The sequence below is a fragment of the Streptomyces sp. NPDC057302 genome (assembly GCF_042667685.1).
Taxonomy (GTDB): domain Bacteria; phylum Actinomycetota; class Actinomycetes; order Streptomycetales; family Streptomycetaceae; genus Streptomyces.
Window position 1 is genome coordinate 153,398 of record NZ_JBHUZJ010000005.1, and the last position, 20,303, is coordinate 173,700.

Consider the following 20,303-nt stretch of genomic DNA (forward strand, 5'->3'; position numbering starts at 1 on the left):
CCGAAAGGTCCGGTCAGGAGGCGTAAGTCGAAGCAAAACTCCCGCAAGGGGTTGCGTATCGATGGCCTATGGTGTAATTGGCAGCACGACGGTTTCTGGTTCCGTTAGTCTAGGTTCGAGTCCTGGTAGGCCAGCTCGCAGAGCTTATCTGCAACGCCCCCGTTGTGTAGCGGCCTAGCACGCCGCCCTCTCAAGGCGGTAGCGCCGGTTCGAATCCGGTCGGGGGTACAGATCCTTCCCATGGAAGCAGTCCGGGTCGCACCCACTGCAGCCGATGCAGGATCGCTAGGGCCCCCGTTGTGTAGCGGCCTAGCACGCCGCCCTCTCAAGGCGGTAGCGCCGGTTCGAATCCGGTCGGGGGTACGCAGGGTCTAGCTGGTCTAGACCACAGTGGGCTATGGTGTAATTGGCAACACGACGGTTTCTGGTTCCGTTGTTCTAGGTTCGAGTCCTGGTAGCCCAGCGCAGTACAGCAGGATGAGCTAGCCCCCGTTGTGTAGCGGCCTAGCACGCCGCCCTCTCAAGGCGGTAGCGCCGGTTCGAATCCGGTCGGGGGTACGCGAATTGGCAAGGGGCCTTCCCGTAAGGGAGGGCCCCTTCGTCATTCCTTCGACGCTTCCGGCCCGTCCGAAGGCGCTTGCCCGTAACGGCGGTTGGACTCCTCGGCCTGGGCGAGCCTGCGCAGGCTCAGCAGCACCGGCTCGTAGAGAACGGTGAGCGCGACCGCCGCCTCCAGCTGTTCGTCGGGTGCTTCGTGGCGGTCCACCGAGTCCAGGTCGGCGACGGCCAGTTGACCGGCGGAATGCGCGTACGGCGCCAAGTCGTCGACCGTGCACGGGTATCCGAGCCGGGTGAGCGCGCCGACCGCCGTCACCAGCATTCCGTACGCCGGCGACAGCGGGCCGAGGTCCTCGCTGAACCGCCAGCCGAGCCGGGCGAGCAGGGCGTCCACCGTGTGGCGTGCCGTCTGTGTCGCCGGATCGTCGGCTGGCGGCTGTGGTCCGTGCGGGAGGGCCCAGACCGCTACGCCCAGGCGGAAGTTGCGGTCCAGGGAGTCGTCCTCCAGGGCGGTGAGCACCTCGCGGGCGGACGCGATCGGCACCCGCCCCACCTGGATGAGCGCCCGGACGAGGCGCAGCCGCTGCACGTGCTTCTCGTCGTACTCGGCCTGCGTCGCCGTCACCCGGCGGCCCGGCGGGAGCAGCCCCTCACGCAGGTAGTACTTGATCGTGGCCGTCGAGACCCCGCTGCGTGTGCTGAGCTCCGCCAGTCTCATCGGCTCGCTCCTCCTCTTGTTTCCTCTTGCGCACCCACTTGGGTAGTGGCACTATCCAACCATGGATAGCAGGGCTATCCAACGCTCTCTGGAGGGGGAACCATCGTGAGCACCAAGCCGATCGAAGGCCGCATGACCGCCGATGCGCAGGGCGGTGTCACCGTCTTCACCATCGGGATGCGCATCAACAACTTCCGTGCCGTGCGCAGCTGGTGGCCCGTCTTCCGTGCGATGCCGCGGATGCTCAAGGAGCTCTCCGTGGACCGGGAGCTCGGCATGCTGGGCTACCAGCTGCTGCTCGGTGCTCCACGGGTGCTCTACGTCATCCAGTACTGGGAGTCGCCGGAGAAGCTGCTCGCCTACGCGTCCGATCAGGGCAAGGAGCACCGGCCCGCCTGGGCCGCCTTCAACCGGCGGATGCGGGAGGGCAAGGGGAAGGTCGGCTTCTGGCACGAGACGTATGCCGTGCCGGCCGGCGCCCACGAGGCGGTGTACGTCAACATGCCGGAGTTCGGCCTGGGCAAGGCGACCGGTGTGGTGCCGGTCGGCCACCGGGGGGAGCGGGCCGCCGACCGTCTCAAGGTGGCCTGAGGGCATGAAAAGAACGCCCGAGGGGCCGCCGCGGCGTTGAGGCGGCCCCTCGGGCGTTCTGTGTGGACTCTTGGAGTGGTGCGGATCAGCCGGTGCGGCGCAGGGCCTCGGACAGGCGGCCCGCGGCGTCGATGATGGCCTGCGCGTGCATCCGGCCCGGGTGGCGGGTCAGGCGCTCGATCGGCCCGGAGACCGAGACGGCGGCGACCACGCGGTTCGAGGGGCCGCGCACGGGGGCGGAGACCGAGGCGACGCCCGGCTCCCGCTCGCCGATCGACTGGGCCCAGCCCCGGCGGCGTACGCCCGAAAGGGCCGTGGCCGTGAAGCGGGCGCCCTGGAGGCCGCGGTGCAGGCGCTCCGGCTCTTCCCACGCCATCAGGATCTGCGCGGACGAGCCGGCTTTCATCGTGAGCGTCGAGCCGACCGGGACCGTGTCCCGCAGGCCCGAGAGGCGCTCGGCCGCGGCGACGCAGATACGCATGTCGCCCTGGCGGCGATAGAGCTGCGCGCTCTCGCCCGTCACGTCCCGCAGGTGCGTGAGGACCGGTCCTGCCGTGGCGAGGAGGCGATCCTCGCCCGCCGCCGCCGCGAGTTCCGAGAGGCGCGGGCCGAGAATGAAACGGCCCTGCATGTCGCGCGCCACCATCCGGTGGTGTTCCAGTGCCACAGCGAGGCGATGTGCCGTGGGTCGTGCGAGTCCGGTGGCCGCGACCAGACCCGCGAGGGTGGCCGGGCCGGACTCCAGGGCGCTCAAGACGAGAGCCGCCTTGTCGAGAACGCCGACGCCGCTAGAGTTGTCCATGCGTCGATACTCGCGTCTCACTCTGTGAAACGCAAGTTCAATTTTCCATGGAACACGTCACCCTGTACGTGCGATCCGCGGACCAACGGAAAGCGGTCCACGCGCGGCACGAGGGGTACGGGCGTGGACGAACAATTCTCTAGTTGGGCCGGCACAACACAGCCGGTCGGAGGGAAAGCGATGGGTAGGACACTCGCGGAGAAGGTCTGGGACGACCACGTCGTCCGGCGCGCCGAAGGCGAGCCCGACCTCCTCTTCATCGATCTGCACCTGCTGCACGAGGTGACGAGCCCGCAGGCCTTCGACGGCCTCAGGCAGGCCGGCCGGCCGGTGCGGCGCATCGACCTCACCATCGCCACCGAGGATCACAACACCCCGACCCTCGACATCGACAAGCCCATCGCGGACCCGGTCTCGCGCGTGCAGTTGGAGACGCTGCGCAAGAACTGCGCCGAGTTCGGGGTGCGGCTGCACTCGCTCGGCGACGTCGAGCAGGGCGTCGTCCACGTGGTGGGCCCCCAGCTGGGCCTGACCCAGCCCGGCACCACCGTGGTCTGCGGCGACTCCCACACCTCCACGCACGGCGCCTTCGGCGCGCTGGCGTTCGGCATCGGCACCTCCCAGGTCGAGCACGTCCTGGCCACGCAGACGCTGCCGATGGCCCCGCCGAAGACCATGGCCATCACCGTCGACGGCGAACTGCCCGACGACGTCACGGCCAAGGACCTGATCCTCGCCATCATCACGAAGATCGGCACCGGCGGCGGCCAGGGCTACGTCCTGGAGTACCGCGGCTCCGCCATCGAGAAACTCTCGATGGAAGCCCGCATGACCATCTGCAACATGTCGATCGAGGCCGGTGCCCGCGCGGGCATGATCGCCCCCGACGCCACCACCTTCGACTACATCGAGGGCCGCGACCACGCCCCGAAGGGCGAGGAGTGGGACGCGGCGGTCGCGTACTGGAAGACCCTGAAGACGGACGAGGACGCGGTCTTCGACGCCGAGGTCTACATCGACGCCACCAAGCTCGCCCCGTTCGTCACCTGGGGCACCAACCCGGGCCAGGGCGCGCCGCTCTCGGCGAACGTCCCCGATCCTGCTTCGTACGAAGACGCGTCGGAGCGGTTCGCCGCCGAAAAGGCCCTGGAATACATGGGGTTGAGCGCCGGACAGGCGCTGCGCGACATCAAGGTCGACACCGTCTTCGTAGGTTCCTGCACCAACGGCCGTATCGAGGACCTGCGTGCCGCGGCCTCCATCGTCGAGGGCCGCAAAGTCGCCGACGGCGTACGGATGCTGGTCGTCCCCGGCTCGGTCCGGGTCGCCCTCGAGGCCGTCGCGGAGGGCCTGGACAAGGTCTTCGTCGCCGCGGGCGCCGAATGGCGGCACGCGGGCTGCTCGATGTGCCTGGGCATGAACCCCGACCAACTGGCCCCCGGCGAGCGCTCCGCATCGACGTCCAACCGCAACTTCGAGGGCAGGCAGGGCAAGGGCGGCCGCACCCATCTGGTGTCGCCCCAGGTGGCCGCAGCCACCGCGGTGACGGGCCACCTGGCCTCACCCGCCGACCTGACCGATGCCCCTGACGCCCCCGTCACCGCCGGAGTCTGAGAGCCATGGAAGCATTCACCACGCACACCGGCCGGGCCGTTCCGCTGCGCCGCAGCAACGTGGACACCGACCAGATCATCCCCGCCCACTGGCTGAAGAAGGTCACCCGGGACGGATTTGAGGACGGGCTCTTCGAGGCCTGGCGCAAGGACGGCGAGTTCGTCCTGAACAGGCCCGAACGCCAGGGCGCGACCGTCCTGGTCGCCGGTCCCGACTTCGGAACGGGCTCCTCGCGCGAGCACGCCGTATGGGCGCTGCAGAACTTCGGCTTCAAGGCCGTCATCTCCTCGCGCTTCGCCGACATCTTCCGCGGCAACTCGCTGAAGAACGGTCTGCTCACCGTCGTGCTCGACCAGCAGGTCGTGGACGCGCTCTGGGAGCTGACGGAGGCCGACCCGCAGGCCGAAATCACCGTTGACCTGCAGGATCGCCAAGTTCGCGCCGGTGACATCACCGCCGACTTCGAGCTCGACGAGAACGCCCGCTGGCGCCTCCTGAACGGTCTGGACGACATCAGCATCACGCTCCAGAACGAGCCGGCCATCGCCGCGTACGAGTCGGACCGACCCTCGTACAAGCCGCGGACGGTGCAGGTCTGACACCCCCGCAACACCCTGGTGTACCCCCAATCGTGGACGGTTGGGGGTACATCTGTGTCTGCCCTCCCCGGGGTGCCCGATGACCTGAACGGGTGGTCTCAACTCCCTTGATTCGGACGGCAGAAGAGGCTTGAAATCCCCTTGTACTCGCATCGACCGGGTACCCTCAGGAGGGCGCCGGATGTGGGTAGTTACCCCCTGCGGAGGCGACAACTCGCCCCAGATGGCACAATCGGTGCATGGAACGTGACAGCCAACTCGAGCTCTACGGGCTTGTTGCGGACCAGCTGAAGGAAGCGCACTCACGAGTGCGTGCACTGCAAGTCCCGGAGGGCGTACGGATGGCGCTGACCCGGAAGCTGCTGGTCATTACGGCCGCGGCCAAACACGATCTTGCCGATGCGGCAAGGCGTCTGGAGCGATTGATGGCGTCCCTCGACGAAGCTGAAGAGGGACGATTCCCCGAAGACGCCTGAGCCACAAGGCTCAAACGGCCCTTCGAGGAACCTTCGAGGAACTCATGGACAGCCGAGTTCGTTGCGGCACAAGGGTGATTAGCCCGTTTCGTGTTTGATTTGCGGTATATATCTGCCTAACGTGCGAAAAAGCCTGGCGAATACGCTCGGGCGAGGTCTCCGAAGGGGAAGACGTGAACAAGGCGCAGCTCGTAGAAGCGATTGCCGACAAGGTGGGTGGCCGTCAGCAGGCCGCCGACGCCGTGGACGCGGTTCTGGACGCAGTCGTCCGTGCCGTGGTCAGCGGAGACCGTGTTTCGGTCACCGGTTTCGGCTCGTTCGAGAAGGTTGACCGTCCGGCCCGTTACGCCCGCAACCCGCAGACCGGGGAGCGCGTTCGGGTCAAGAAGACCTCGGTTCCGCGCTTCCGCGCCGGTCAGGGCTTCAAGGACCTGGTGAGCGGCTCGAAGAAGCTCCCGAAGAACGACGTCGCGGTCAAGAAGGCGCCCAAGGGCAGCCTTTCGGGCGGCGGTGCTTCGGCGACCGTGAAGAAGGCGGCGGCCAAGAAGGCCACGGCCAAGAAGGCGACCGCGAAGAAGGCCGCCACCGCCAAGAAGGCGACCGCCAAGAAGACCACGGCGACGGCCAAGAAGGCGTCCGCGGCCAAGAAGACCACCGCCAAGAAGGCGACGGCGACGGCCAAGAAGGCGTCCGCGGCCAAGAAGGCCACGGCCAAGAAGGCGACCCCCGCCACCAAGAAGGCGACCGCCAAGAAGACCGCGCCGGCCACCAAGAAGGCCACGGCCAAGAAGACCGCGCCCGCCAAGAAGTCGGCGGCGCGCAAGACCACCGCCAAGAAGGCGACCGCCCGCAAGAAGTAAGGGCACGAGGGCACTCACGCGCCGGGCCGGGCTCCCAACTGGGAGCCCGGCCCGCGGCGTGTTCGGGGCCCTGGAGAGGACCGGGGCCTTGGGGAGCCTCAGGCCCGGCTCAGGCCCGGCTCAGAACGTCTGCAGCGTCACCAGGGTGATCCGGCGCCGCTCGCCCTCCCCCTCGACCTCGATCCGCACCCGCTGGCCGGGCCTCAGCAGCCGCAGGCCCCCCGCGTCGAACGCCGGAGGGTCGAAGGGCACCGGGGTGCCGTCGTCGAGCAGCACGCTGCCGCTGCGGGTCTCGGAGTCGTACGTGTACGCGGTCGCCTGCATGGGGGAAGCGTACTCAGTCGGCGATCAGCAGCCTCGCGGCAGCCGCGGCCGTGCGCGGCCCGACGCCGAGCGCGAGCGCGGCCCGCAGGTCGTCGCCGGTGTCCACGTCCTGGCGTACGGAGTCGACGCCTTCGAGCGGAAGCTCCACCGCGCCGGACGCCGCGTGCCGGGAACGCGACGCCACGCCGAATGCCGGACGCAATTCCGTGCCGGGGGCCGCGGACAGCAGTGTCGTACCGATTCCTGCGGCATCCGAGAGGAAAGAGCGGGGAAATTGGGCCGCGCCTTCGAGTACCCGGGCCAATTCCATGGACCGCAGCGCGGGGAGATCCGCATTCAGCGCCGCGACGGCCGAATCGGGCCGCCCGGCGCGCACGGCCGCCGTTCCGTGCGCCAGGGCGGCGTTCAGGCCTCCCGCGGGCTCGTCCCGCACGATCCGGGCACCCAGCGCCGCGAGCTCCCGCCCGGCGAGGCCGTCGTCCGTGACGACCACCACATCCCGTACCGAGGGACAGGCCAGCACGGCGGCCACGGTGTCCTGCGCGAAGGCGAGTGCGAGGCCCGGACGCACCATGTCGCCGGTGGCGGCGGTGAGCCTGCTCTTGGCGCGCTCCAGCGGTTTCAGGGGTATGACCAGGGTCCACTGCACGGGGGGCGGCTCCGTCCTTCGCGTCGGGCCCATTGTGACCTGCTGGGCGGGGCACTACCGGGGCCGGGTCGCGGGGGCGGGCGTACGGTGTTCTCGACAGACAGGCAGCCTGGGGCGACACTTGTGCGGCCGACCAGGTTCATGGAGGAAGGTGTCCGAGTGTCCCGCCGCAGAATCGGCTTCTGGTACCGCCTGGCGGCAGTCATCGCCAAACCACCTCTGGTGGTTTTCTTCAAGCGGGACTGGCGAGGAATGGAACACATTCCGGCCGACGGTGGATTCATCACCGCGGTGAATCACAACTCGTATATCGACCCGCTCTCGTACGCCCACTTTCAGTACAACACCGGACGAGTGCCGCGTTTCCTGGCAAAGGACGGCCTTTTCAAGGACGGGTTCGTCGGCAAGGTCATGAAGGGCACGGGCCAGATCCCGGTCTACCGCGAGACCACGAACGCGCTCGACGCCTTCCGTGCCGCGGTCGACGCGATCGAGCGCGGCGAGTGCGTGGCGTTCTACCCCGAGGGCACCCTCACCAGGGACCCCGAGATGTGGCCGATGACGGCCAAGTCGGGTGCCGCCCGGGTCGCCCTGCGCACCAAGTGCCCGGTCATCCCCGTGGCGCAATGGGGCGCCAACCTCGCGCTTCCCCCGTACAGCAAGAAGCTCAGCCTCCTTCCGCGCAAGAAGCTGCAGGTGCTCGCGGGCGAGCCGGTCGACCTCTCGCGCTTCTACGACAAGGAGCCGAGCCCCGAGGTCCTGCGGGAGGTGACCGAGACCATCATGGCCGCGGTCACCGAACTCCTGGAGGAGATCCGGCAGGAGACGGCCCCCAAGGCCCCCTATGACCCGCGCAAGGCGCGGCTCGCGCAACGGCGCAAGGCGGCGGACCGGAGCGGTCGGAGCTTCTCGGACGGCACGGACAGCACCGACGGCACCGACAGCACGGACAGCACGGACAGCACGGACGATCCGGCGAACACCCCTGAGAACACCACGGAGGACAGCAAGTGACGAACCCGGTGAAGGTCGCCGTCTTCGGAACGGGCTCTTGGGGTACGGCGTTCGGCATGGTGCTCGCCGACGCGGGCTGCGACGTCACCCTGTGGGGCCGCCGCGCCGAACTCGCGGACGCCGTCAACTCCACGCACAGCAACCCCGACTACCTCCCCGGTGTCGAACTCCCGGAGAGCCTCAGGGCGACCACCGACCCGGCGACGGCCGCGGCCGGCGCCGACTTCACCGTGCTCGCCGTGCCCTCGCAGACGCTGCGCGCCAACCTGGCCGAGTGGGCGCCGCTGCTGGCCCCCGACACGGTGCTCGTCTCCCTCATGAAGGGCGTCGAGCTGGGCTCCGCGATGCGGATGAGCGAGGTCATCGAGGACGTCACGAAGGTCGCCGCCGACCGCGTCGCCGTCGTCACGGGACCCAACCTCGCCCGCGAGATCGCCGCCAGGCAGCCCGCGGCCGCCGTGGTCGCCTGCCGCGACGAATCGATCGCGCAGCGCCTCCAGACGGCCTGCCACACGCCGTACTTCCGCCCGTACACGAACACCGACGTCGTGGGCTGCGAACTCGGCGGCGCCGTCAAGAACGTCATCGGCCTCGCCGTCGGCATCGCGGACGGCATGGGCCTGGGCGACAACACGAAGGGCTCGCTCATCACGCGCGGCCTCGCGGAGACGACCCGCCTCGGCATGGCGATGGGCGCCGACCCGCTGACGTTCTCCGGACTCGCGGGCCTGGGCGACCTGGTGGCCACCTGCTCGTCGCCGCTGTCGCGCAACCACACCTTCGGCACGAACCTCGGCAAGGGCATGACGCTTGAGGAGACCATCGCGGTCACCAAGCAGACCGCCGAGGGCGTCAAGTCCTGCGAGTCGGTCCTCGATCTGGCCCGCAGGCACGGCGTCGACATGCCCATCACCGAGACGGTCGTGGGCATCGTGCACGAGGGCACACCGCCGGTGGTCGCCGTCAAGGAGCTCATGTCACGCAGCGCCAAGCCCGAGCGCCGCTGACTCCGCGGGGACCAGCGGGTACCCTCAAGCCGATATGAGCAGCGAGAACCTCCCCCAGAGCCCCAAGGCGCACCCCGAGCAGAGCTCTGAGCTGCCGCTCCGCAAGCCGCGTGTGGCCGTCGTGTTCGGCGGCCGCAGCTCGGAGCACGGCATCTCGGTCGTCACGGCGGGCGCCGTGCTGCGTGCCATCGACCGCGCCAAGTACGACGTCCTGCCCATCGGCATCACGACGGACGGCCGCTGGGCGCTGACCGCGGACGACCCCGAACGCATGGCGATCACCGACCGCCAGGTGCCCAACGTGGCCGACCTCGCCGAGTCGGCCAAGGGCGGCGTCGTGATGCCCCTGGACCCGGGCGACCGCGAGGTCGTCTACCACGAGCCGGGATCCGTGCCCAAGGCGCTCGGCGAGGTCGACGTCGTCTTCCCGATGCTGCACGGCCCCTACGGCGAGGACGGCACCCTCCAGGGGCTCCTGGAGCTCTCCGGAGTGCCCTACGTGGGCGCGGGAGTGCTCGCGTCGGCCGTCGGCCAGGACAAGGAGTACATGAAGCGGGTCTTCATCTCCTTCGGGCTGCCCGTCGGCCCGTACCTGGTGATCCGCCCGCGCGAGTGGGACCGCGACGAGCAGACCGCCCGCAAGAAGATCGCTGAGTTCGCCGGCGAGCACGGCTGGCCGCTGTTCATCAAGCCCGCGCGCGGCGGCTCTTCGATGGGCATCACGAAGGTCGACTCCTTCGAAGGCCTCGAAGATGCGATCGAGGAGGCCCGCCGCCACGACCCCAAGATCCTCGTCGAGTCGCTCCTGCGCGGCCGCGAGATCGAGTGCGGGGTACTGGAGTTCGAGGACGGGCCGCGCGCGAGCCTGCCCGCCGAGATCCCGCCGGTGCAGTCGCACGACTACTACGACTTCGAGGCGAAGTACATCGACTCGACGCCCGGGATCGTGCCCGCCCCGCTGACGCCCGAGCAGACCGCCGAGATCCAGCGTCTGGCCGTCGACGCCTTCGAGGCCACGTCCTGCGAGGGCCTGGTGCGCGCGGACTTCTTCCTCACCGAGGACGGGCAGTTCGTGATCAACGAGATCAACACGATGCCGGGCTTCACGCCCATCTCGATGTACCCGAAGATGTGGGAAGCCAGCGGCGTCGGCTACTCGGAGCTGGTGGACCGGCTGATCCAGGCGGCCCTCAACCGGTCGACGGGGCTGCGCTAGCACCCCGTACGGCACCCTGCACAGGCGCTACGCGATCCCCTTGGGGATGGCCTTCCTGACGGGGGCGGCGAAGTCCGTCAGCGGGCTCACGCCGCTCCCCGCGCGCTCCTTGGGCACCGTGACCTCCACGTACGCCTTGCGCAGCGTGGAGGTGAAGCGGAACGAGCCGTCGTCCTGCTCGTCGAGCAGCCAGTTGACGCCGTCCGCCGTCACGCCGTCCGCTTCCGGGTCGTTCATCTCGGTCGGTCTCGCGACACCGCAGCGCAGTATGATCGCCGGGTCTCCCCACCCGGCGGTCAGCTGGGACTTCGGCTCGGGATCAACGCGCCCAAGACCGTCCACCTTCTTCGGCAGCAGCTTGTCCAGGTTCCGGCACAGTTCGGTGACCTTGCTGTCCGGGGAAGGAACCGCGGCCTTCACTGCTTCGTCTGCCGAGGAGCAGCCCGCGGACGCGATCAGGAGTGCGAGGGCGGGAGCTGAGACCAGGCAGCGACGCCGGCGACGGGAAATCTTCACCGGCCAAGGGTAGACGGGGGCTACAAGTGCACGACGGGGCAGGTCAGGGTCCGGGTGATGCCGTCCACTTGCTGGACTTTGGCGACCACCATGCGGCCGAGTTCGTCGACCGTGTCCGCCTGGGCGCGCACGATGACATCGTAGGGTCCGGTCACGTCCTCGGCCTGGATGACTCCTGGGATCTTGCCGATCAGCTCGGCGACGGTCGACGCTTTGCCGACCTCTGTTTGGATCAGGATGTACGCCTGTACCACGGAACCTCCAGGGCGGCCACGAGGATCATGTGGGGAGAAGGGACGCCACGGTACCGCGTCGCCGCTTCCCACGGGGAGACCCAGGGGACCTGTGGCGCGCACTTCGCGGTGGACAGGCAACAGAAGTTGACGGTCATACCGACCGTACCTATGACAGTGACGGCTCGCGACCGCAAGCCGAGCAGCGTGAAAGGGCATGGTGAGTCCCGGTGAAGGGAACCGTCGGCGAGTTGGGGGAGTTCGGGCTCATCAGGGAACTCACCTCTCGGCTCACCTCCACCCCGGCCGTCCGGCTCGGTCCGGGCGATGACGCCGCCGTCGTGTCGGCTCCCGACCGCCGGGTCGTGGCGAGCACCGACATCCTTCTCGAGGGACGGCACTTCCGCCGCGACTGGTCCACCGCCTACGACGTGGGCCGCAAGGCCGCCGCGCAGAACCTCGCGGACATCGCCGCGATGGGCGCCGTACCGACCGCGCTCCTCCTCGGCCTCGTCGTCCCCGCCGAACTCCCCGCGAGCTGGCCCACGGAGCTCATGGACGGCCTGCGGGACGAATGCCAGGTCGCGGGAGCCGCCGTCGTGGGCGGCGATGTCGTACGTGGCGACACGATCACCGTGGCGATCACCGCGCTCGGCGATCTGCGCAACCACGAGCCGGTCACCCGCGCCGGAGCGCAGCCCGGAGATGTCGTGGCCGTCACCGGCTGGTTGGGCTGGTCCGCGGCCGGGCACGCGGTGCTCTCGCGCGGCTTCCGCTCGCCCCGCGCCTTCGTGGAGGCCCACCGCAGGCCCGAACCGCCCTACCACGCGGGCCCCGCGGCCGCCGGGCTCGGCGCGACCTCCATGACGGACGTGAGCGACGGACTCATCGCCGACCTCGGCCACATCGCCGATTCCAGCAAGGTGCGCATCGACATCCGCTCCGGAGACGTCGACGTGCCCTCCCAGATGAACGACATCGGCCAGGCCGTCGGCGTCGACCCCCTGCAGTGGGTGCTCAACGGCGGCGAGGACCACGCGATCGTGGCGACGTTCCCGCCGGACGTGAAACTGCCCGCCCGCTGGAAGGTCATCGGCGAGGTCCTCAACCCCTCGGCCCTGCCGCAGGTGACGGTCGACGGCGCACCCTGGACCAGCAAGGGCTGGGACCACTTCGGCGACAACCTCGAGGACTGAAAGACGATGCCGGCGCTCGGCAGCCACGGCATGAGCGTCGTCACCGCCGTCACCGCCGCCACCGCGCGCCCGTGATCAACTCGGCGACCGTCTCGACCAGTTCGGCCGGACGCCCCCTCGGTCGTCGACCAGGGGGCGTCTCCAAGACAAAAGGGCCGGTCCCCCGAGGGGGACCGGCCCTTTTAGCAACCAGCTAGGTGGCCGCGCTTACTTGCGTCAGCGCGAGACCTTGCCGGCCTTGATGCACGAGGTGCAGGCGTTGAGCCGCTTCGGCGTCCCGCTGACCACGGCACGAACGCGCTGGATGTTCGGGTTCCAGCGACGGGACGTACGGCGGTGAGAGTGCGAGATGTTGTTGCCGAAGCTCGGCCCCTTGCCGCAGACGTCGCAGTTGGCAGCCACGGGTCACTCCAAGACTTCAGATGCACTTACGGTTAATCCCGGCATGCCGGGATCAGTGCAATGATCGTGGGTGGCGTTGCCAGGAGGAATGGCCCGATAGGTATCGGGCAACCGGAGCAGCATACAACGACTGCTTCGATAGAACGAAACTACCATGTCTCGCTCCGGCCCCGCCCCGGGCCCTTCGTCCTTCCCGGTCTACGCTGCGTCCATTCCGGATGCCCTTAGGAGGCGAGCAGGTGCCGCAGAACCTCGACGCCGTCGCGGTGCGCGCCTGGTGCGGCCTCGCTCTGGACGCCCTGGGAGGCGCCCGCGAGGAGATCGACGCGATCAACGTCTATCCGGTCGCGGACGGGGACACCGGAACGAACCTCTATCTGACCGTGGAATCGGCCGCCCAGGCGGTGGACGCCGTCTTCACGGGCCTGGAGCCCGCCCGGCCCGCCCTGGCCGAGGCCGTACGCGCCATGGCGCACGGCGCGCTGATCGGGGCCCGCGGGAACTCGGGCACGATCCTGTCGCAGCTGCTGCGGGGGATGGCGCAGGTCCTGGGCGCCGACCGTGACACCGATCACGCCGACGGCCGGACCCTGGCGCTCGCGCTGCGGCAGGCCGCCGAATCGGCCCACCAGGCGGTCGCGCACCCCGTCGAGGGCACCGTCCTGACGGTCGCCGCCGTCGCTGCCGATGCGGCCTTCGGCGCCGAGGGCGACTGCGGGGCGGTGGCGCGGGCCGCCTACGACGGTGCGTGCCGGGCGCTGGAGGCGACTCCGGGGCAGCTCGCGGTGCTCGGCCGCGCGGGAGTGGTGGACGCGGGCGGACGCGGACTCGTGGCGGTGCTCGGGGCGCTCGTGGAGGCGCTGTCGGGCGAGGCGGTGCTCCTGAAGGCGACGGCTTCGGGCGGGCACGCGCGCGTGGAGCCCGCCGAGTGCCAGGACCCCGCGGCCGACGGCACGGCCCCCGCCTTCGAGGTGATCTACCTCCTGGAGGCCGACGACACGGCCGTCGCACGGCTGCGGACCCGGCTGGACGGACTCGGTGACTCGCTCGTCGTCGTCGGCGGCGACGGGCTGTGGAACGTCCACGTCCATGTGGACGACGCCGGAGCCGCCGTCGAGGCGGGCGTGGAGGCCGGGCGGCCCCACCGCATCCGCATCACCCACTTCGGGGTGGGGGACGCGCACACCGCGGGTGCCGCGCACCCGCCCCGGGAGCGGGTGCAGCGCGGGATCGTCGCCGTCGTACCGGGGGAGGGGCTCGCGGGTCTCTACGCCGAAGCCGGGGCGACCACGGTGCCCACGCGCCCCGGGGAGCCGCCCGCCAGCGGGGAGCTGGTCGAGGCGATCCGGCGGGCCCACGCGCGCGAGGTGGTGCTCCTGCCGAACGACGCCGAGCTGCGCCACACCGCTGCCGCCGCCGCGGAACAGGCCCGCACCGAAGGGGTGCGCGTCGCGCTGATCCCCACCCGGTCCGCGGTCCAGGGCATCGCGGCGCTCGCCGTGCACGAGCCGGACCGCCGCTTCGACGAGGACGTCGTCGCGATGACCTCGGCGGCCGGCGCGACCCGGTACGCCGAACTGGCCGTCGCCGAGCGGCAGTCGTGGACCATGGCGGGCATCTGCCAGGCCGGTGACGTCCTCGGACTGATCGACGGCGACGTCGCGCTGATCGGCGACGACACCACGCGCACCGCGCGGTCCGTCCTCGACCGGATGCTGGCCGCGGGCGGCGAGATGGTCACGCTGGTGCTCGGCGAGAACGTGCCGGACAGCCTCGGCGACGAGCTGGAGAAGCATGTGCGCGAGGCGCATCTGGCGGTCGACACGGTGGTCTACCGCGGGGGACGTCAGTCGGCCCTGCTCCTGATCGGCGTGGAGTAGCGGGCTCCTCGCGCCCATCGCACCAGCCTGACCAGCGGATTTCGCGGACGTACGCCGAATTGTCAGTGGGGTGGTGTGCAATGGATCTCGTGCCCGCGCTCGAAGAACCCCTGAAGAAAGTGGTCGGTCCCGCCACCGCGAAGGTGATGGCCGAGCACCTGGACCTGCACACGGTCGGCGACCTGCTGCACCACTACCCGCGCAAGTACGCGGAGCGTGGCGAGCTCACCCGCCTCGCCGACCTGCCCCTGGACGAGCACGTCACGGTGGTCGCCCAGGTCGCGACGGCCCGCATCCTGACGTTCAACGGCGGCAGGGGCCAGCGCCTCGAAGTGACGATCACCGACGGCAGCGGCCAGCTCCAGCTGGTCTTCTTCGGCCGCGGCATCCACAAGCCGCACAAGGACCTGCTGCCCGGCACGCGCGCGATGTTCGCGGGCAAGGCATCCGTCTTCAACCGCAAGATGCAGCTCGCCCACCCGGCGTACGAACTGCTCAAGGGCGACCCTGACAACCCTGACGGCGCCGAGGACGCTGTGGGCTCCTGGGCGGGCGCCCTCATCCCGATCTATCCGGCCACCGCCAAGCTGGAGTCCTGGAAGATCGCCAAGTCGGTCGACGCGGTGCTGCCCAGCGCCCAGGAGGCCGTCGACCCGCTGCCGCCGAGCCTGCGCGACGGCCGCGAGCTGATCCCGCTCCCCGAAGCGCTCCTGAAGATCCACCGCCCGCACACCAAGGCGGACATCGAATCGGCCCGCGACCGCCTGAAGTGGGACGAGGCCTTCGTCCTCCAAGTGGCCCTGGCCCGCCGGAGGTACGCGGACGCGCAACTCCCCGCGATCGCCCGCCGCCCCCGCGAGGGCGGCCTGCTCGACGCCTTCGACGCCAAGCTGCCCTTCACCCTCACCGAGGGCCAGGAGAAGGTCTCCAAGGAGATCTTCGACGACCTGGCGACCGAGCACCCGATGCACCGCCTCCTCCAGGGAGAAGTCGGTTCCGGGAAGACGATGGTCGCCCTGCGCGCCATGCTCGCCGTCGTGGACGCGGGCGGCCAGGCCGCGATGCTCGCGCCCACCGAAGTCCTCGCCCAGCAGCACCACCGCTCGATCACCGAGATGATGGGCGAGCTCGCCGAGGGCGGCATGCTCGGGGGCTCGGACCAGGGCACGAAGGTGACGTTGCTCACCGGCTCCATGGGCATGGCGGGCCGGCGGCAGGCCCTGCTCGACCTGGTCACCGGCGAGGCCGGGATCGTCATCGGCACGCACGCGCTGATCGAGGACAAGGTTCAGTTCCACGACCTGGGCCTGGTCGTCGTCGACGAACAGCACCGCTTCGGGGTCGAGCAGCGCGACGCCCTGCGCGGCAAGGGCAAGCAGCCCCCGCACCTCCTGGTCATGACGGCCACGCCCATTCCGCGCACGGTCGCGATGACCGTCTTCGGCGATCTGGAGACCTCGGTCCTGGACCAGCTCCCCGCGGGCCGCTCGCCGATCGCCACCCATGTCGTACCGGCCGAGGACAAGCCCCACTTCCTGGCGCGCGCGTGGGAGCGCGTGCGCGAAGAAGTCGAGAACGGCCACCAGGCGTACGTGGTGTGCCCCCGGATCGGCGACGAGGACGACGACCCGAAGAAGGCCAAGAAGAAGGCCGAAGAAGAGGCCACCGCCGAGAAGCGGCCCCCGCTCGCCGTCGTCGAGGTCGCCGAGCAGCTCACCCGCGGCCCGCTGAGCGGCCTCAAGGTGGAGATCCTGCACGGCCGCATGCAGCCCGACGACAAGGACGCGGTGATGCGCCGCTTCGCCGCGGGCGAGACCCAGGTCCTGGTCGCGACGACGGTCATCGAGGTCGGCGTGAACGTCCCGAACGCCACGGCCATGGTGATCATGGACGCCGACCGCTTCGGCGTATCGCAGCTGCATCAGCTGCGCGGTCGCGTCGGCCGTGGCTCGGCCCCCGGCCTCTGTCTCCTGGTCACCGAGATGCCCGAGGCGAGCCCCGCCCGCGCGCGCCTCGGGGCGGTGGCCGCGACGCTCGACGGCTTCGAGCTCTCCCGGATCGACCTGGAGCAGCGCCGCGAGGGCGACGTACTGGGCCAGGCGCAGTCCGGAGTCCGCTCCAGCCTGCGCATGCTCGCCGTCATCGAGGACGAGGAGATCATCGCCGCGGCCCGCGAGGAGGCCGTCGCGGTCGTGTCCGCCGACCCCGACCTGGAGCACCTGCCCGAGCTGCGCACCGCCCTGGACGCCCTCCTGGACGACGAGCGGGAGCAGTACTTGGACAAGGGCTGACAGGCAGCGGCGGCACAAGGGCTGAGAGACTGAGGGCGGATCTTCCCTCACGTACACCGACAAGGACTCAGATGACCCGCGTGATCGCCGGTGCGGCCGGCGGACGTCGCCTCACCGTCCCGCCAGGAAACGGCACACGGCCCACGTCCGACCGTGCGCGCGAGGGCCTGTTCTCCACCTGGCAGGCCTTGCAGGGCACGCTCGACGAGGCGCGCGTCCTGGACCTGTACGCGGGGTCCGGCGCCATCGGCCTCGAAGCGCTCTCGCGCGGCGCCGCCCACGCCCTGCTCGTCGAGGCCGACACCGGCGCGGTGCGCACCATCCGGGAGAACGTGAAGTCGATCGGCCTGCCCGGCGCCGAGGTCAGGCCGGGCAAAGCCGCCCAGATCGTCCGGAGCGGCGCCCCCACGACCCCGTACGACCTGGTCTTCCTCGACCCTCCGTACGTCGTCACCGATGACGATCTTCGCGAGATCCTGCTCACACTCCGGGCGGAAGGCTGGCTCACGGACGATGCGCTCGTCACCGTTGAACGCAGTACCAGAGGCGGAGAATTCTGCTGGCCCGACGGCTTCGAAGCACTGAGGTCCCGTCGCTACGGCGAAGGCACGTTTTGGTACGGTCGCGCCGCCTCTACGTGCGACGACTCAGTGATCGCGCCATGACCGGACCGGAGAGCGAGGGACTTCAGTTGCGCCGCGCCGTCTGTCCGGGGTCATTCGACCCCATCACCAATGGACACCTCGACATCATCGCCCGCGCCTCCAGGCTTTACGACGTGGTGCACGTCGCGGTGATGATCAACCAGTCGAAGAAGGGCCTGTTCTCCGTCGAGGAGCGGATCGAGATGATCCGCCAGGTCACCGCCGACTTCGGGAACGTCGAGGTCGAGTCCTTCCACGGCCTTCTCGTCGACTTCTGCAAGCAGCGCGACATCCCGGCCATCGTCAAGGGCCTGCGCGCGGTCAGCGATTTCGACTACGAACTGCAGATGGCCCAGATGAACAACGGCCTCTCGGGAGTCGAGACCCTGTTCGTGCCCACGAACCCCACCTACAGCTTCCTCTCCTCCTCGCTGGTCAAGGAGGTCGCCGCCTGGGGCGGCGACGTCGCCCACCTGCTGCCGCCGATGGTCCACGAGGCGCTGGTGGAGCGCATCGGCAAGAACTGACAGCCCGTCACCCGGTGTCGGACGGCCACCGACTGGCCTTACAGTCGTGCCGTCCGTCTCCAATCAGCTGTAGAGAGTGGCGAGCACACGGTGGACGTGCAGAAGAAGATCGACGAGATCGTCGACGCGGTCGGCAGCGCCCGGTCGATGCCCATGTCGGCCTCGTGCGTGGTCAACCGCGCCGATCTGCTGTCGATGCTCGAAGAGGTGCGCCAGGCACTGCCCGGCTCCCTCGCCCAGGCGCAGGAGCTCATCGGCGGCCGTGAGCAGCTGGTCGAGCAGGCCCGCCAGGAGGCGGACCGGATCATCGAGACCGCCCACGCCGAGCGCGGCTCGCTGATCTCCGACACGGAGGTCGCCCGCAACTCGCAGGGCGAGGCCGAGCGCATCCTCGCGGAGGCCCGGCAGGCGGCCGACGAGGTCCGCGTCGAGGCCGACGACTACGTGGACAGCAAGCTGGCCAACTTCGAGGTCGTCCTCACCAAGACCCTCGGCTCCGTCGGCCGTGGCCGCGAGAAGCTCCTGGGCACCGGACCCGGCCTCGACGAGCAGGGTTACGAGGACGAGGACGCCCCGCAGCGCAGCACGGACCCCGAGACGCTGCGCCGGGACGCGGACGCGTACGTCGACGCCAAGCTCGGCGCCTTCGAGGCGGTCCTGGCCAAGACCCTGGAGGCGGTCGGCCGCGGCCGTCAGACCCTGCACGGCCGTGCGCCCGCCGACGACCTGGCGGCCCTGGCCGACGGCCTCGGCTCCCAGGCGCACACCACGGACGCCGAGTACCTCGCGGGCCTCACCGACCCCACGGCGGCCCCGGCTCCCGCGGTCCCCGCCCAGGTGGCCCCGCAGCCGCCCCAGGTGCCCCCGCAGATCCCGGTGCAGCAGCCGTACGCCCCGCCCCAGCAGGAGCCCGACCCGTACGCGTACCAGCAGCAGGACCAGTACGCCTACCAGCAGCAGTACGCCCAGCAGGACCCGTACGGCTACCAGCAGCAGGATCCGTACGGCTACCCGCAGCAGGGATACGACCAGGCCCAGCAGCAGGGGTACGGGGACCCGCAGCAACAGCAGCAGCAACAGCAGCAGCACCACCAGCAGCAGGCCCCCGGGGTGCTCGACGAGACCAGTCTCTTCGACACCGGCATGATCACGGCGGAGCAGCTGCGCCAGTACGAACAGGGCCGCTAGCCCCCGCTGCGAGGTCCGTCCGGGACCGGATTGGGCCGAGAGCGAATGGTCCAGTATCCTGGCTCTTCGGTCGCGCGTACGTCCGCGATCCAGGCTGCCCGGCTAGTGAGCGAAGCTCACGACGGGGGCGGCCCTCCTTGAACTTCCAGGATTCGAAAGCAGGAAACGCCCTGAGTGCTCGCCTAGACCACCGCAACCCACTCGTGTTCGACACACACGAGCTGGGTCGGCGTCCCGGTGCGCTGCAGCGGCTGACCCGTTCCATCGAGGCCCCCGGTTCGCCGGACGTCCTCGGTATCGACGGGGTGATCGGAGTGCCGCAGGGCGCACCGGTCGAGCTGGAGATCCGCCTTGAGTCGGTCATGGAAGGGGTGCTTGTCACAGGCACCGCCCGTGCGTCGGCCGAGGGGGAGTGCGTAAGGTGTCTGGAGCCGCTGAAGCTTGAGGTGGAAGCGGATTTCCAGGAGATGTTCTCGTACCCTGACGCCGACGACCGGGGCCGCACCGCGGAACCGGCCGACGACGCCGAGGACGACGAGGACAGGCTCTATCTCGAGGACGGCTTGTTCGACCTCGAACCCGTGCTGCGTGACGCGGTAGTGCTCGCACTGCCGATGCAGCCGGTGTGCCGGGACGACTGTCCGGGCCTGTGTTCCCAGTGTGGAGCACGGCTCGCGGACGACCCGGACCACCACCACGACGTCGCCGACATTCGTTGGGCGGCACTGCAGGGACTCGCCGGGACCATCCAGGACGGCGAGAAGGACGACGTGAGCGGCGCCGAAGCCGGCGTCGACGAGAAGCAGGAGAAGTAGCCGTGGCTGTTCCGAAGCGGAAGATGTCGCGCAGCAACACGCGCCACCGCCGGTCGCAGTGGAAGGCTGCGGTCCCCACTCTGGTTTCGTGTGAGCGTTGCCAGGAGCCGAAGCTGCAGCACATCGCGTGCCCGAGCTGCGGCACGTACAACAAGCGCCAGGTCCTCGAGGTCTGAGCGGCTG

At 69.7% G+C, this 20,303-nt stretch carries 23 protein-coding genes and 5 tRNA genes; 21 read left to right on the plus strand and 7 right to left on the minus strand.

Annotation, left to right across the window (positions count from 1 at the left end):
* Window positions 1-62 precede the first annotated feature (62 nt).
* The 5 genes from ACFUPX_RS06225 to ACFUPX_RS06245 all read left to right on the plus strand — a co-directional run bounded on the left by ACFUPX_RS06225 (window position 63) and on the right by ACFUPX_RS06245 (window position 558).
* Window positions 63-134, plus strand: a tRNA-Gln gene (locus ACFUPX_RS06225).
* 21 nt (window positions 135-155) lie between these two features.
* A tRNA-Glu gene (locus tag ACFUPX_RS06230) sits at window positions 156-228 on the plus strand.
* 62 nt (window positions 229-290) lie between these two features.
* A tRNA-Glu gene (locus ACFUPX_RS06235) sits at window positions 291-363 on the plus strand.
* A 28-nt stretch (window positions 364-391) separates the two neighbouring features.
* Window positions 392-463 (plus strand) — tRNA-Gln (locus ACFUPX_RS06240).
* A 22-nt stretch (window positions 464-485) separates the two neighbouring features.
* Window positions 486-558 (plus strand) — tRNA-Glu (locus tag ACFUPX_RS06245).
* Between the two features lie 43 nt (window positions 559-601).
* Here ACFUPX_RS06245 and ACFUPX_RS06250 read toward each other — a convergent pair.
* Entirely contained in the window at window positions 602-1,276 is a 675-nt protein-coding gene (locus tag ACFUPX_RS06250) for a MerR family transcriptional regulator (protein ID WP_383316802.1), read from the minus strand.
* 132 nt (window positions 1,277-1,408) lie between these two features.
* On the opposite strand from ACFUPX_RS06250, the gene ACFUPX_RS06255 reads away from it, so the two are divergent.
* Window positions 1,409-1,867 (plus strand): DUF4188 domain-containing protein, encoded by a 459-nt coding sequence (locus tag ACFUPX_RS06255; RefSeq protein ID WP_383317017.1) that lies wholly within the window; start codon window positions 1,409-1,411, stop codon window positions 1,865-1,867.
* Window positions 1,868-1,952: 85 nt separating this feature from the next.
* On the opposite strand, the gene ndgR is transcribed toward ACFUPX_RS06255, so the two are convergent.
* Complete coding sequence (gene ndgR / locus ACFUPX_RS06260; RefSeq protein ID WP_119295157.1) at window positions 1,953-2,669, minus strand: IclR family transcriptional regulator NdgR; 717 nt, start codon at window positions 2,667-2,669, stop codon at window positions 1,953-1,955.
* A 180-nt stretch (window positions 2,670-2,849) separates the two neighbouring features.
* Between ndgR and leuC the strand changes: the two genes are divergently transcribed.
* From leuC to ACFUPX_RS06280, 4 genes are all read left to right on the plus strand, one after another.
* Window positions 2,850-4,283 (plus strand): 3-isopropylmalate dehydratase large subunit, encoded by a 1,434-nt coding sequence (gene leuC / locus ACFUPX_RS06265; RefSeq protein WP_383316806.1) that lies wholly within the window; start codon window positions 2,850-2,852, stop codon window positions 4,281-4,283.
* 5 nt (window positions 4,284-4,288) lie between these two features.
* Complete coding sequence (gene leuD, locus ACFUPX_RS06270) at window positions 4,289-4,882, plus strand: 3-isopropylmalate dehydratase small subunit (protein ID WP_383316809.1); 594 nt, start codon at window positions 4,289-4,291, stop codon at window positions 4,880-4,882.
* Between the two features lie 239 nt (window positions 4,883-5,121).
* On the plus strand, window positions 5,122-5,358 hold the full coding sequence (locus ACFUPX_RS06275) for a hypothetical protein (RefSeq protein ID WP_363212500.1): 237 nt from the start codon (window positions 5,122-5,124) through the stop codon (window positions 5,356-5,358).
* Between the two features lie 173 nt (window positions 5,359-5,531).
* Window positions 5,532-6,218, plus strand: coding sequence for an HU family DNA-binding protein (locus ACFUPX_RS06280; protein ID WP_383316813.1), 687 nt, complete (start codon window positions 5,532-5,534; stop codon window positions 6,216-6,218).
* A gap of 120 nt (window positions 6,219-6,338) precedes the next feature.
* On the opposite strand, the gene ACFUPX_RS06285 is transcribed toward ACFUPX_RS06280, so the two are convergent.
* Complete coding sequence (locus ACFUPX_RS06285) at window positions 6,339-6,542, minus strand: hypothetical protein (protein ID WP_383316816.1); 204 nt, start codon at window positions 6,540-6,542, stop codon at window positions 6,339-6,341.
* Between the two features lie 13 nt (window positions 6,543-6,555).
* Window positions 6,556-7,191, minus strand: coding sequence for a 2-phospho-L-lactate guanylyltransferase (cofC, locus tag ACFUPX_RS06290; RefSeq protein ID WP_383316820.1), 636 nt, complete (start codon window positions 7,189-7,191; stop codon window positions 6,556-6,558).
* A gap of 159 nt (window positions 7,192-7,350) precedes the next feature.
* Between cofC and ACFUPX_RS06295 the strand changes: the two genes are divergently transcribed.
* From ACFUPX_RS06295 to ACFUPX_RS06305, 3 genes are read left to right on the plus strand one after another with little or no spacing between them, the layout of a single operon-like run.
* A complete protein-coding gene (locus tag ACFUPX_RS06295; protein WP_383316823.1) occupies window positions 7,351-8,205 on the plus strand; it encodes a lysophospholipid acyltransferase family protein in 855 nt (284 codons plus the stop codon).
* Entirely contained in the window at window positions 8,202-9,212 is a 1,011-nt protein-coding gene (locus tag ACFUPX_RS06300; RefSeq protein ID WP_383316826.1) for an NAD(P)H-dependent glycerol-3-phosphate dehydrogenase, read from the plus strand. Before ACFUPX_RS06295 ends, ACFUPX_RS06300 begins: the two co-directional genes overlap by 4 nt.
* A gap of 34 nt (window positions 9,213-9,246) precedes the next feature.
* Window positions 9,247-10,428: a D-alanine--D-alanine ligase family protein gene (locus ACFUPX_RS06305; RefSeq protein WP_383316829.1), complete on the plus strand. Its 1,182-nt coding sequence runs from the start codon at window positions 9,247-9,249 to the stop codon at window positions 10,426-10,428.
* Between the two features lie 27 nt (window positions 10,429-10,455).
* Here the strand turns inward: ACFUPX_RS06305 and ACFUPX_RS06310 are convergent, their stop codons facing one another.
* Both ACFUPX_RS06310 and ACFUPX_RS06315 read right to left on the minus strand, forming a co-directional pair.
* Entirely contained in the window at window positions 10,456-10,938 is a 483-nt protein-coding gene (locus ACFUPX_RS06310; protein ID WP_383317020.1) for a DUF3515 domain-containing protein, read from the minus strand.
* 26 nt (window positions 10,939-10,964) lie between these two features.
* Window positions 10,965-11,198, minus strand: coding sequence for an Lrp/AsnC family transcriptional regulator (locus ACFUPX_RS06315; RefSeq protein ID WP_016642988.1), 234 nt, complete (start codon window positions 11,196-11,198; stop codon window positions 10,965-10,967).
* Between the two features lie 209 nt (window positions 11,199-11,407).
* Between ACFUPX_RS06315 and ACFUPX_RS06320 the strand changes: the two genes are divergently transcribed.
* A complete protein-coding gene (locus tag ACFUPX_RS06320; RefSeq protein ID WP_383316832.1) occupies window positions 11,408-12,373 on the plus strand; it encodes a thiamine-phosphate kinase in 966 nt (321 codons plus the stop codon).
* A gap of 216 nt (window positions 12,374-12,589) precedes the next feature.
* Here the strand turns inward: ACFUPX_RS06320 and rpmB are convergent, their stop codons facing one another.
* Window positions 12,590-12,775: a 50S ribosomal protein L28 gene (gene rpmB, locus ACFUPX_RS06325; RefSeq protein ID WP_160507429.1), complete on the minus strand. Its 186-nt coding sequence runs from the start codon at window positions 12,773-12,775 to the stop codon at window positions 12,590-12,592.
* A 218-nt stretch (window positions 12,776-12,993) separates the two neighbouring features.
* Between rpmB and ACFUPX_RS06330 the strand changes: the two genes are divergently transcribed.
* From ACFUPX_RS06330 to rpmF, 7 genes are all read left to right on the plus strand, one after another.
* Window positions 12,994-14,655, plus strand: a complete 1,662-nt coding sequence (locus ACFUPX_RS06330) for a DAK2 domain-containing protein (protein ID WP_383316837.1) — start codon at window positions 12,994-12,996, stop codon at window positions 14,653-14,655.
* An 80-nt stretch (window positions 14,656-14,735) separates the two neighbouring features.
* Window positions 14,736-16,946: an ATP-dependent DNA helicase RecG gene (recG, locus tag ACFUPX_RS06335; protein ID WP_383316840.1), complete on the plus strand. Its 2,211-nt coding sequence runs from the start codon at window positions 14,736-14,738 to the stop codon at window positions 16,944-16,946.
* Window positions 16,947-17,017: 71 nt separating this feature from the next.
* On the plus strand, window positions 17,018-17,611 hold the full coding sequence (gene rsmD / locus ACFUPX_RS06340) for a 16S rRNA (guanine(966)-N(2))-methyltransferase RsmD (RefSeq protein ID WP_383316843.1): 594 nt from the start codon (window positions 17,018-17,020) through the stop codon (window positions 17,609-17,611).
* A 26-nt stretch (window positions 17,612-17,637) separates the two neighbouring features.
* Window positions 17,638-18,117: a pantetheine-phosphate adenylyltransferase gene (coaD, locus tag ACFUPX_RS06345; protein WP_383317023.1), complete on the plus strand. Its 480-nt coding sequence runs from the start codon at window positions 17,638-17,640 to the stop codon at window positions 18,115-18,117.
* A gap of 90 nt (window positions 18,118-18,207) precedes the next feature.
* Complete coding sequence (locus tag ACFUPX_RS06350) at window positions 18,208-19,305, plus strand: cell division initiation protein (protein WP_383316846.1); 1,098 nt, start codon at window positions 18,208-18,210, stop codon at window positions 19,303-19,305.
* 170 nt (window positions 19,306-19,475) lie between these two features.
* A complete protein-coding gene (locus ACFUPX_RS06355; protein ID WP_383317026.1) occupies window positions 19,476-20,120 on the plus strand; it encodes a YceD family protein in 645 nt (214 codons plus the stop codon).
* Between the two features lie 2 nt (window positions 20,121-20,122).
* The gene (rpmF, locus tag ACFUPX_RS06360; protein ID WP_003965982.1) at window positions 20,123-20,296 is read left to right on the plus strand and encodes a 50S ribosomal protein L32; all 174 of its coding nucleotides are present in this window, start codon (window positions 20,123-20,125) and stop codon (window positions 20,294-20,296) included.
* The last annotated feature ends 7 nt before the right edge of the window (window positions 20,297-20,303 follow it).

What these genes read in the sequence shown, in the direction of transcription:
- ACFUPX_RS06275 (WP_363212500.1), top strand. Translation starts at nt 5,122, where the DNA reads ATGGAACGTGACAGCCAACTCGAGCTCTACGGGCTTGTTGCGGACCAG.
- leuD (WP_383316809.1), top strand. Translation starts at nt 4,289, where the DNA reads ATGGAAGCATTCACCACGCACACCGGCCGGGCCGTTCCGCTGCGCCGC.
- ndgR (WP_119295157.1), bottom strand. Translation starts at nt 2,669, where the DNA reads ATGGACAACTCTAGCGGCGTCGGCGTTCTCGACAAGGCGGCTCTCGTC.
- ACFUPX_RS06305 (WP_383316829.1), top strand. Translation starts at nt 9,247, where the DNA reads ATGAGCAGCGAGAACCTCCCCCAGAGCCCCAAGGCGCACCCCGAGCAG.
- ACFUPX_RS06255 (WP_383317017.1), top strand. Translation starts at nt 1,409, where the DNA reads ATGACCGCCGATGCGCAGGGCGGTGTCACCGTCTTCACCATCGGGATG.
- ACFUPX_RS06330 (WP_383316837.1), top strand. Translation starts at nt 12,994, where the DNA reads ATGCCCTTAGGAGGCGAGCAGGTGCCGCAGAACCTCGACGCCGTCGCG.
- leuC (WP_383316806.1), top strand. Translation starts at nt 2,850, where the DNA reads ATGGGTAGGACACTCGCGGAGAAGGTCTGGGACGACCACGTCGTCCGG.
- ACFUPX_RS06250 (WP_383316802.1), bottom strand. Translation starts at nt 1,276, where the DNA reads ATGAGACTGGCGGAGCTCAGCACACGCAGCGGGGTCTCGACGGCCACG.
- recG (WP_383316840.1), top strand. Translation starts at nt 14,736, where the DNA reads ATGGATCTCGTGCCCGCGCTCGAAGAACCCCTGAAGAAAGTGGTCGGT.
- rsmD (WP_383316843.1), top strand. Translation starts at nt 17,018, where the DNA reads ATGACCCGCGTGATCGCCGGTGCGGCCGGCGGACGTCGCCTCACCGTC.
- ACFUPX_RS06285 (WP_383316816.1), bottom strand. Translation starts at nt 6,542, where the DNA reads ATGCAGGCGACCGCGTACACGTACGACTCCGAGACCCGCAGCGGCAGC.